Here is a 7,641-nt window from a genome sequence, read left to right as displayed (position 1 = left end):
CGCCAGAATTATGGCAGTGAGTGGCCTGAGCCTTGGGACCCCTCACTGCCACGCGCTCCTCCCCAGGAACGTGGATGTGCTGCTGCTGCCGTAGGGCGAGCATCCGCCTCCCAGCCGGGCCCAGATAGCGCCGACCGGGAGGGGCGTTGGGATCACCCTAAAGGTCGATAGCGTTCTCAGGCAGAGCGTTTAACAGCAGGCCAGCGAATAACTGTTTAAAACTGTTTATGAACTTTTTGCCGGCTCGACCAGCTCTACCAGTACCCCGCCTGCGTCCTTGGGATGCACGAAGTTGATGCGGGAATGGGCCGTTCCCGTCTTGGGCGCCTCGTAAAGCAGTCGAACGCCTCGCTCGGCCAGGGCGGCGCAGGTGGCGTCGATGTCGGCCACGGTGTAGGCGACCTGCTGGACGCCGGGGCCGCTGCGGTCGAGGAACTTGGCGATGGCCGAGTCTGGGCGCAGCGCCGCGAGCAGCTGGACGCAGCCACCCTCGCGGGTGGGACCCACCTGCATCATGGCCTCGCGGACCCCCTGCTCCTCGTTCTCCTCCACGTGTACGCAGGTCATCCCGAAGGTACGCTGATAGAAGTCGATCGCTTCGTCGAGATCCGGCACGGCCACGCCAACATGGTCTATGCGTAGGAGCCCTATCGATGTGACGAGGTTCCTAGTCAGGTTGGAGGTCATATTGGTTAGTCTGACCGAACCATCGTTAAGTAATAAGAGGGGCCCCCTATGACATCGGTCATCGTCAGCGGTGCGCGCACGCCCATGGGCCGGCTGCTGGGAAACCTGAAGGACTTGCAGGCCACGCAGCTCGGGGCGGTGGCCATCAAGGCTGCCCTTGAGCGCGGCGGGGTGAGCCCGAATCAGGTTGATTACGTGATCATGGGACAGGTGCTCCAGGCGGGCACGGGTCAGATTCCGGCGCGGCAGGCGGCCGTCGAGGCGGGCATCCCGATGTCGGTGCCGGCGCTGACCATTAACAAGGTGTGCCTTTCCGGCCTCGACGCGATCGCTCTGGCCGACCAGCTCATCCGCGCCGGTGAGGCCGAGATCGTGGTCGCGGGCGGCATGGAGTCGATGACCAACGCGCCGCACCTGTTGATGAACCAGCGCGCCGGCTACAAATATGGCGACGTCGTAATGAAGGATCACACCGCTCACGACGGCCTGAGCGACCCGTGGGACAAGGTGTCCATGGGCGAGTCCACCGAGCGCCACGTGTCCAAGCTCGGCATCAGCCGCGAAGACCAGGACTCGTTCGCCGCCGCATCGCACCAGCGGGCCGCGGCCGCGCAAAAGAACGGCAATTTCGCGGAAGAAATCACGCCGGTCTCCATTCCGCAGCGCAAGGGCGACCCGATCGTCATCGCCGAGGATGAGGGCGTGCGCGCGGACACCACGGTCGAGACGCTGGCCAAGCTTCGCCCAGCCTTCTCGAAGGAGGGCACGATCACGGCCGGGTCGTCGTCACCGATCTCCGACGGCGCCGCCGCGGTCGTCGTGATGAGTAAGGAGAAGGCCGAGGAGCTCGGGTTGAGCTGGCTCGCCGAGATCGGCGCGCACGGCATGGTCTCCGGCCCCGACAACTCTCTTCACTCGCAGCCGTCCAACGCGATCCTCAAGGCGCTGGGCAAGGCCGGGCTGACCCCGGCCGACCTGGACTTGGTCGAGATCAACGAGGCGTTCGCGGCGGTGGGCATCCAATCCACCCGTGACCTGGGCATCGATGCGGCCATCGTCAACGTCAACGGCGGTGCGATCGCGCTGGGCCACCCGATCGGCATGTCCGGGGCCCGGCTCGCCCTGACCCTCGCCCTGGAGCTGCAGCGCCGCGGCGGTGGCCTGGGCGCGGCAGCCCTGTGCGGTGGCGGCGGCCAAGGCGATGCGCTGCTTTTGCGGGTACCCAAAAAGTGATTGAAGACTTGGTGCAGCGCGCCCGCGCGGGGGATCCTCGCGCGGTCGCCCGGTTGATAACGCTCGTCGAGAGCGGTGACCCGGCGCTGCCCCAGATCGCTGCGGCGCTCGGTTCCGACGCGGTGAAGGCCGTGGTCATCGGGATCACCGGCTCGCCCGGCGTGGGCAAGTCGACCACCACCAACGAGCTGGTGCGCGCCTTCCGCAAAATCGGGCGCCGGGTTGGCGTGCTCGCGGTGGATCCGTCGAGCCCGTTCACCGGGGGCGCGATTCTGGGTGACCGCGTTCGCATGCAGGACCACGCGATCGACCCCGGCGTCTATATCCGTTCCATGTCCAGCCGCGGTCATCTCGGCGGGCTCGCCGCGGCGACTCCGGCGGCGGTGCGGGTGCTGGCCGGCGCGGGATGCGACGTGGTGCTCGTCGAAACCGTTGGGGTGGGCCAGGCCGAGGTGGAGATCGCCAGCCTCGCCGACACCACCCTGGTGCTGCTGGCCCCGGGAATGGGTGACGCCATCCAAGCGGTGAAGGCGGGGATCCTGGAGATCGCCGACATCTTCGTGGTGAACAAGGCCGACCGCGACGGCGCCGACGCGACCTACCGCGACATCCAGGGCATGATCGCGCTCGGCGGCGGCATCTCCGGAACCGCGCAGGAGACCGGCGACAACGGTGGCCGGCTGCCTGGCGATTGGCGGCCCAAGGTGCTCAAAGCCAGCGCCGCCAAGGCCGAGGGCATCGACGCGATCGTTGAGGCGCTGGAGGAACACCGGGCCTGGCTTGAGCGCACGGGTGAGCTGACCCGGCGTCGGCGGCAGCGGGCCGCCGCCGAGATCGAGGCGCTTGCGCTGGGCGAGTTGCGGGCGAAGTTCGCCGAGCTGCCCGGGGAGGGCTTGCAAGCCCTCGCCGCCGAGGTCGCTGACGGTCGATTGGACCCCTACGCTGCGTCTACTCGACTCCTGGACGGTATTCTCTAGAACCCGAGCGGGTTTCGCGCATCCCGGGCCGGTCGCTAAGGTGGGGCAGCCCGCAATCAAGACAGTCCCAAGGAGGCGACGTGACCGGTTGGTCCGTCATGCTGCGCGGCATCCGGCACCGGTCAGGCCGTTCCCTGGTCGTGCTGTTGATTGCCGCGTTCGCCACGCTTGCGGCCGTGCTCATCCCGGCCTACGGCCGGGCCGCCGCGCAATCTGTGCTCACCGATGGCATGCGTTCCGCTCCGATCACCGCGGCGTCCGTGACGATCAGTGCCGAGGGAAGCGCCGCAGGCGCGGCCGGGGGTGCCTTCGATCCGGCCCAGCAGCCGGTGGCCGAGGCCAAAACGCTGGCGGACACCGCGTTTCGCAAGGCGCCCAACCTGGCGGCCGTGCTGGACCGCCCGATCTCGTCGGTGGAAACCGATGCGCAGGTCGCGTTGGCCGCCGGGGCGAAGTACGGCGCTCGGCTGGCCTGGCGATTGGGCGCCTGTGGCCAGCTGACCATCAACGGCAGCTGTGCCATCGACGCCGAGCAGGTCGTCATCAGCGAGCGGTCGGCGAAAGAGGCGGGCATCAAGCTGGGCGACGTGGTGACCGTGCGCGCCGCCCGCGGCGATGGGGAGGGCCGGCGCCTGCAGGTGGTGGGGCTTTACACGCCGCGCGACGCCACGAACATCTACTGGGGCAACAGCACCTACTTCGCCCACTCGGCGATGCCCGGCGACGGCGGGCTGCCTCGCCTCGACGCCATCTTCACCGGCTCCGAGGACGACGTCCGCCTGCCCGGGGTGTCCGCCATCTCCGCGAGGCTGACCTATCCGCTCAAGCCAGACGCGGTGCGCCTTGACTCGGTGCCCGCGCTGCGTACCGAGCTCGGCGCGCTCGGCCTCGCCCTCAACTCGTCCGAGCTGCAGCTCGAGACCGCACTGCTGTCCATAGCCGACGATGTGGCCAAAGACCAGGCGGCCCTGGCCAGCTCGGTGCCGCTGATCGCGGTTCCGCTGCTGCTGCTCGCCTGGGTGGTGCTCTTCCTGCTGGTGGCCGCGTTGGCCCAGGAGCGCGGGCCGGAGCTGGCCCTCGCCCGGCTGCGCGGCTATCCCAACGCTCGCGCGGCTCGCTTCGGCCTGAGCGAGACCCTGCTGCTGGTCTTCCTCGCCGCCCCGGTCGGGCTCGTGGCCGGGGTCGGGTTGGTGGAGCTGACCTGCCGCACGGTGCTCGCGCCAGGGACCCACGTTGAGCTGCGCTGGCCGGTCTTCGCCGCCGCGGCGGCCGGACTGGTGCTGGCCTGTGTCGCGGCCTGGCTGGCGACCCGGCGCACCCTGGCCAGTGGCGTGCTGACCCTGCTGCGGCGGGTGCCGCAGCGGGCGCGCAAGCGAGCCGGGATAGCCGAGGCCATCGTGGTGACCCTCGCCGTGGTCGGGCTGGTCGCCGCGCTGCAGGACAGGTCGAACTCGTTGGCGCTGTTGGCACCCGCCGCGCTGGCTCTGGTCGCCGGCGTGGTGGCCGGCCGTATCCTGGTGCTGTGGGCGCGACTGCGGCTGGGCCTGGCCCGCCGCCGCGGAAACATCCCGGGAATCCTTGCCTCCGCCCAGCTTGCCCGCCGTCCCGGCTCAGCACGCAACGTGGTGGTGCTCACCGCGGCGGTGGCGCTGCTCGCGTTCGCGGCCGTTTCGTGGGACGTGGCGCTGCGGGCCCGCTCCGATCACGCGCGCGACAGTCTAGGCGCCGCAACGGTTTACCAGGTCGCGGCCGCTCATCCGGAGGCGCTGGTGGCCGCGGTGAAGGCGGCCGATCCGTCGGGCCGGGCGATGGCTGTGGTGCGCGCTGACGAGCAATACGCGCAGGGCAAGGTGGAGCTGTTGGGCATCCAGTCCGAGCTGCTCAGCACGGTGGCGGTCTGGCGCGGGCAGGACAAGGCGCAGCTGGGCGCGCTGGGCGACAAGCTGCGCGGTAAGGCCGAAAAGAAGGCTCTGGTCGGCGGCGACCTCACGGTGAGGGCGAGCTTCTCCGGGCTTGGCGAGGTGCCGCTTCGCTTCGGCGCGCTGATTTCCGCCCCGGGCCAGCCGCCGACGGTGGCGTGGCTGGGCGACGTGAAGAACGGGCTGAAGGACTACTCCGGCCAGATCGCCGGATGTGGACCGCAAACGGGCTGCCGTCTGGTCGGGTTCTCGCTGGGCCGGTCCGGTGGACTGGGCGGGACCATCCGCGCCGCCCTTACCCTGCACGAGGTTCGCTCGGCGCAGGCCGTGCTCGCGCTGCGTACGGCCGACGCCACCGCCTGGAAGGTGGCGACCGATCGCAACCCGGCCGCTCGCATCCAGTTCACGCCGGGGCCTGATCGGCTCGTCGCGGCGGTGGAGTCCAGCGGCCCGGGCGACGTCGTCTTCTCCTATTTGGACTCCGCGGCCACCGTTCCGGCGGTGCTTTCCGGAACCACGCCGGGCGAGGGGGACACCTTCGTCTTCCCGGGTCTGGCCGATGTGCCGCAAGAGTTTTCGGTGATACAGCACACCGGCTGGCTGCCCCGGGCGGGCGCCCACGCGCTGCTGTTCGATCTCGATCTCGCCGTGCGGCTGGCCTCCGGCACAGCCGGTCTCGCCGACGCCGCCGACCTGCGCTACGAGGTGTGGGCCGCGGCGGACGCCCCGGCCGGGCTCGACCGCAAACTTGCCGATCAGGGCGTAAGGGTGCTGCGCACCCAGACCATCGACAGCGAGCTGGAACAGTTGGGGCGCAAGGCACCCGCGCTCGGCTTCCGCCTTTTCCTGCTCGCCGGGGTGGCCGCGGCCGGGCTAGCGCTCGGGGTGCTGCTGCTCGGCTGGCGGCTCGGGGCGGCCGAACGCCGCGACGAGATGGCTGCGCTGCGCGCCACCGGAGTGCGGGCTCGGGTGCTGCGCCGGGCATTGCGCCGGGAAAGACTCGCGTCGCTGGTGCTGCCGCTCGTGATCGGGCTCGGCACCGGGTTGGGCTCGGCGGTGCTGATGCTTCCCGGGCTGGCTCTGGTCACCGCGAGCGTGACCATCCCGGCGCTCGATCTGTGGGCGATGCTGACGCCACGGGCCGAGCTGGCCGCGCTTCCGCTCGCGTTGCTCGGCGCGCTGCTGGTTGTGATCACTGGACTGCTTTCCGCCGGCCGCCTCGCACGGGGAGGTACCAAATGACAGCGAGTGTGACGTGTCGAGGGCTGGTATACATCTACCGGCTTGAGGGTTATGACGTGGTCGCGCTCGGCGGCGTCGACCTCGACATCACGCCGGGCGAATCGGTTGCCCTGATTGGGCCCTCGGGCTCGGGCAAGTCGACCCTGCTCTCCCTGCTGGCCGGGCTGATCCGGCCGGCGGCCGGGCGGGCCGCCGTCGACGACATCGACCTGGCCAAGGCGAGCGAGGGCGAACTTGCCCGGATGAGGGCGACCACGGTCGGGGTGGTGTTGCAGGGCGCCGAGCGCAACCTGTTGCCATACCTGACCGCGGAGCAGAATGTGCGCTTCGCCCAGCGGGGCTCGGCGGCCTACGGCGTCGCCGACATGCCCAGCCCGCGTGACGTGCTTTCCATGGTGGGCTTGAGCATTCGCACCAAGCTGCGCCAGCGGCCCGGTCAGATGAGCCCGGGCGAGCGGCAGCGGCTCGCCCTCGCCGTGGCGCTTGCGCACCGGCCCGGCCTGCTCCTGGTGGACGAACCGACCAGCCAGCTCGACACGACGGCGCGCGACGAGATCATCACCGCGCTGGAGGCGGTCCGGCGTTCGGGGACCACGGTCATCGTGGTGACCCACGATCCGGAGGTGGGCGCGCGGATGGGCCGTCAGGTCACCATCCGCGACGGCCGGGTGGGCGCGGAAGGCCAGCTGGGCGAGGAGTTCGCGCTGGTCGGCCGGGACGGCTCGGTGCATCTGCCGCCCGACGTGCTCACCGTGCTCCCGCCGGGAACCCGGCTGCGGGTGCATCCGCTGGAGGACGGCACTGTCCTTCTTGTCCCCGCGCGGCCCGGCTCGACGTTGCAGAGCCAGCCCACGATGCGGCTCAACGCGGACAAAGGCTGGTTTGACACGTCCGAACTGGAGGTCTCATGAAGCTCACCGCCGACCGGCTCACGGTGGCCTACGGCAAGGACCGGCCGGTGCTGCGCGATATCTCCGCGTCCGTCGCCGGCGGCCAGATGCTGGCGGTCACCGGCTCGTCGGGCGCAGGCAAGACCACTCTGCTCTCCGCGCTGGCCGGGCTGCTCAGGCCGGTAAGCGGCCAGGTGAGCATCGATGGGCTGCCATTGCGTGACCGCGACCACGCCGTCGAGCAGCGGGTGGTGCTGATTCCGCAGGCCAACGGGCTTGCCCCCATCCTCACCGCGGGGGAGAACGTCCAGATCGCGTTGCTCGCGGCCGGCGCCTCGGCGGCCGAGGCCCGCCGGATCAGCGCCGACGCCCTGGCCGCGCTGGGGCTCGACGGCCAGACCGACCAGCTCATCGAGGAACTTTCCGGCGGTCAGCAGCAGCGTGCCGCGATCGCCCGCGGTCTCGCCCTGCACGGCAGCATCATCATCGCCGACGAGGTGACCAGCGAGCTGGACGCGGCCAACCGGCAGAACGTGCTCCGGATGCTGCGCGCCGAGGCCGATCGGGGCGCGGCCGTGGTCTTCGCCACCCACGACCCGCAGGCGGCGGCGATCTGCGACGAGGAAATCCACCTGGTCGACGGCTATGCCGTGCTGCCCGCCCGAACTCACGGGTAAGTACTTCCTTAGTAAT

6 protein-coding genes are annotated in these 7,641 nt (G+C 70.1%); 5 read left to right on the top strand and 1 reads right to left on the bottom strand.

Features of this window, described 5'->3' with window-relative positions; all coding sequences use genetic code 11:
* Positions 1–225 precede the first annotated feature (225 nt).
* Positions 226–687 (bottom strand): methylmalonyl-CoA epimerase, encoded by a 462-nt coding sequence (gene mce, locus Rhe02_RS13395; protein ID WP_203908500.1) that lies wholly within the window; start codon positions 685–687, stop codon positions 226–228.
* Positions 688–735: 48 nt separating this feature from the next.
* Here mce and Rhe02_RS13390 point away from each other — a divergent pair, with 48 nt between their 5' ends.
* The 5 genes from Rhe02_RS13390 to Rhe02_RS13370 all read left to right on the top strand — a co-directional run bounded on the left by Rhe02_RS13390 (position 736) and on the right by Rhe02_RS13370 (position 7,625).
* A complete protein-coding gene (locus tag Rhe02_RS13390; RefSeq protein WP_203908499.1) occupies positions 736–1,920 on the top strand; it encodes an acetyl-CoA C-acetyltransferase in 1,185 nt (394 codons plus the stop codon).
* Positions 1,917–2,897: a methylmalonyl Co-A mutase-associated GTPase MeaB gene (gene meaB / locus Rhe02_RS13385; RefSeq protein ID WP_203908498.1), complete on the top strand. Its 981-nt coding sequence runs from the start codon at positions 1,917–1,919 to the stop codon at positions 2,895–2,897. Before Rhe02_RS13390 ends, meaB begins: the two co-directional genes overlap by 4 nt.
* Before the next feature lie 80 nt (positions 2,898–2,977).
* Positions 2,978–6,058: an FtsX-like permease family protein gene (locus Rhe02_RS13380; protein ID WP_203908497.1), complete on the top strand. Its 3,081-nt coding sequence runs from the start codon at positions 2,978–2,980 to the stop codon at positions 6,056–6,058.
* Entirely contained in the window at positions 6,055–6,969 is a 915-nt protein-coding gene (locus Rhe02_RS13375) for an ABC transporter ATP-binding protein (protein ID WP_203908496.1), read from the top strand. Before Rhe02_RS13380 ends, Rhe02_RS13375 begins: the two co-directional genes overlap by 4 nt.
* Positions 6,966–7,625 (top strand): ABC transporter ATP-binding protein, encoded by a 660-nt coding sequence (locus tag Rhe02_RS13370; protein ID WP_203908495.1) that lies wholly within the window; start codon positions 6,966–6,968, stop codon positions 7,623–7,625. The genes Rhe02_RS13375 and Rhe02_RS13370 overlap by 4 nt, the downstream gene beginning before the upstream one ends.
* Positions 7,626–7,641 lie beyond the last annotated feature (16 nt).

Source organism: Rhizocola hellebori (assembly GCF_016862955.1).
In the GTDB taxonomy this organism is placed as follows: Bacteria; Actinomycetota; Actinomycetes; order Mycobacteriales; family Micromonosporaceae; genus Rhizocola; species Rhizocola hellebori.
The sequence above is the reverse complement of the archived record's forward strand: the minus strand, read 5'-3'. Positions and strand labels throughout refer to the sequence as shown.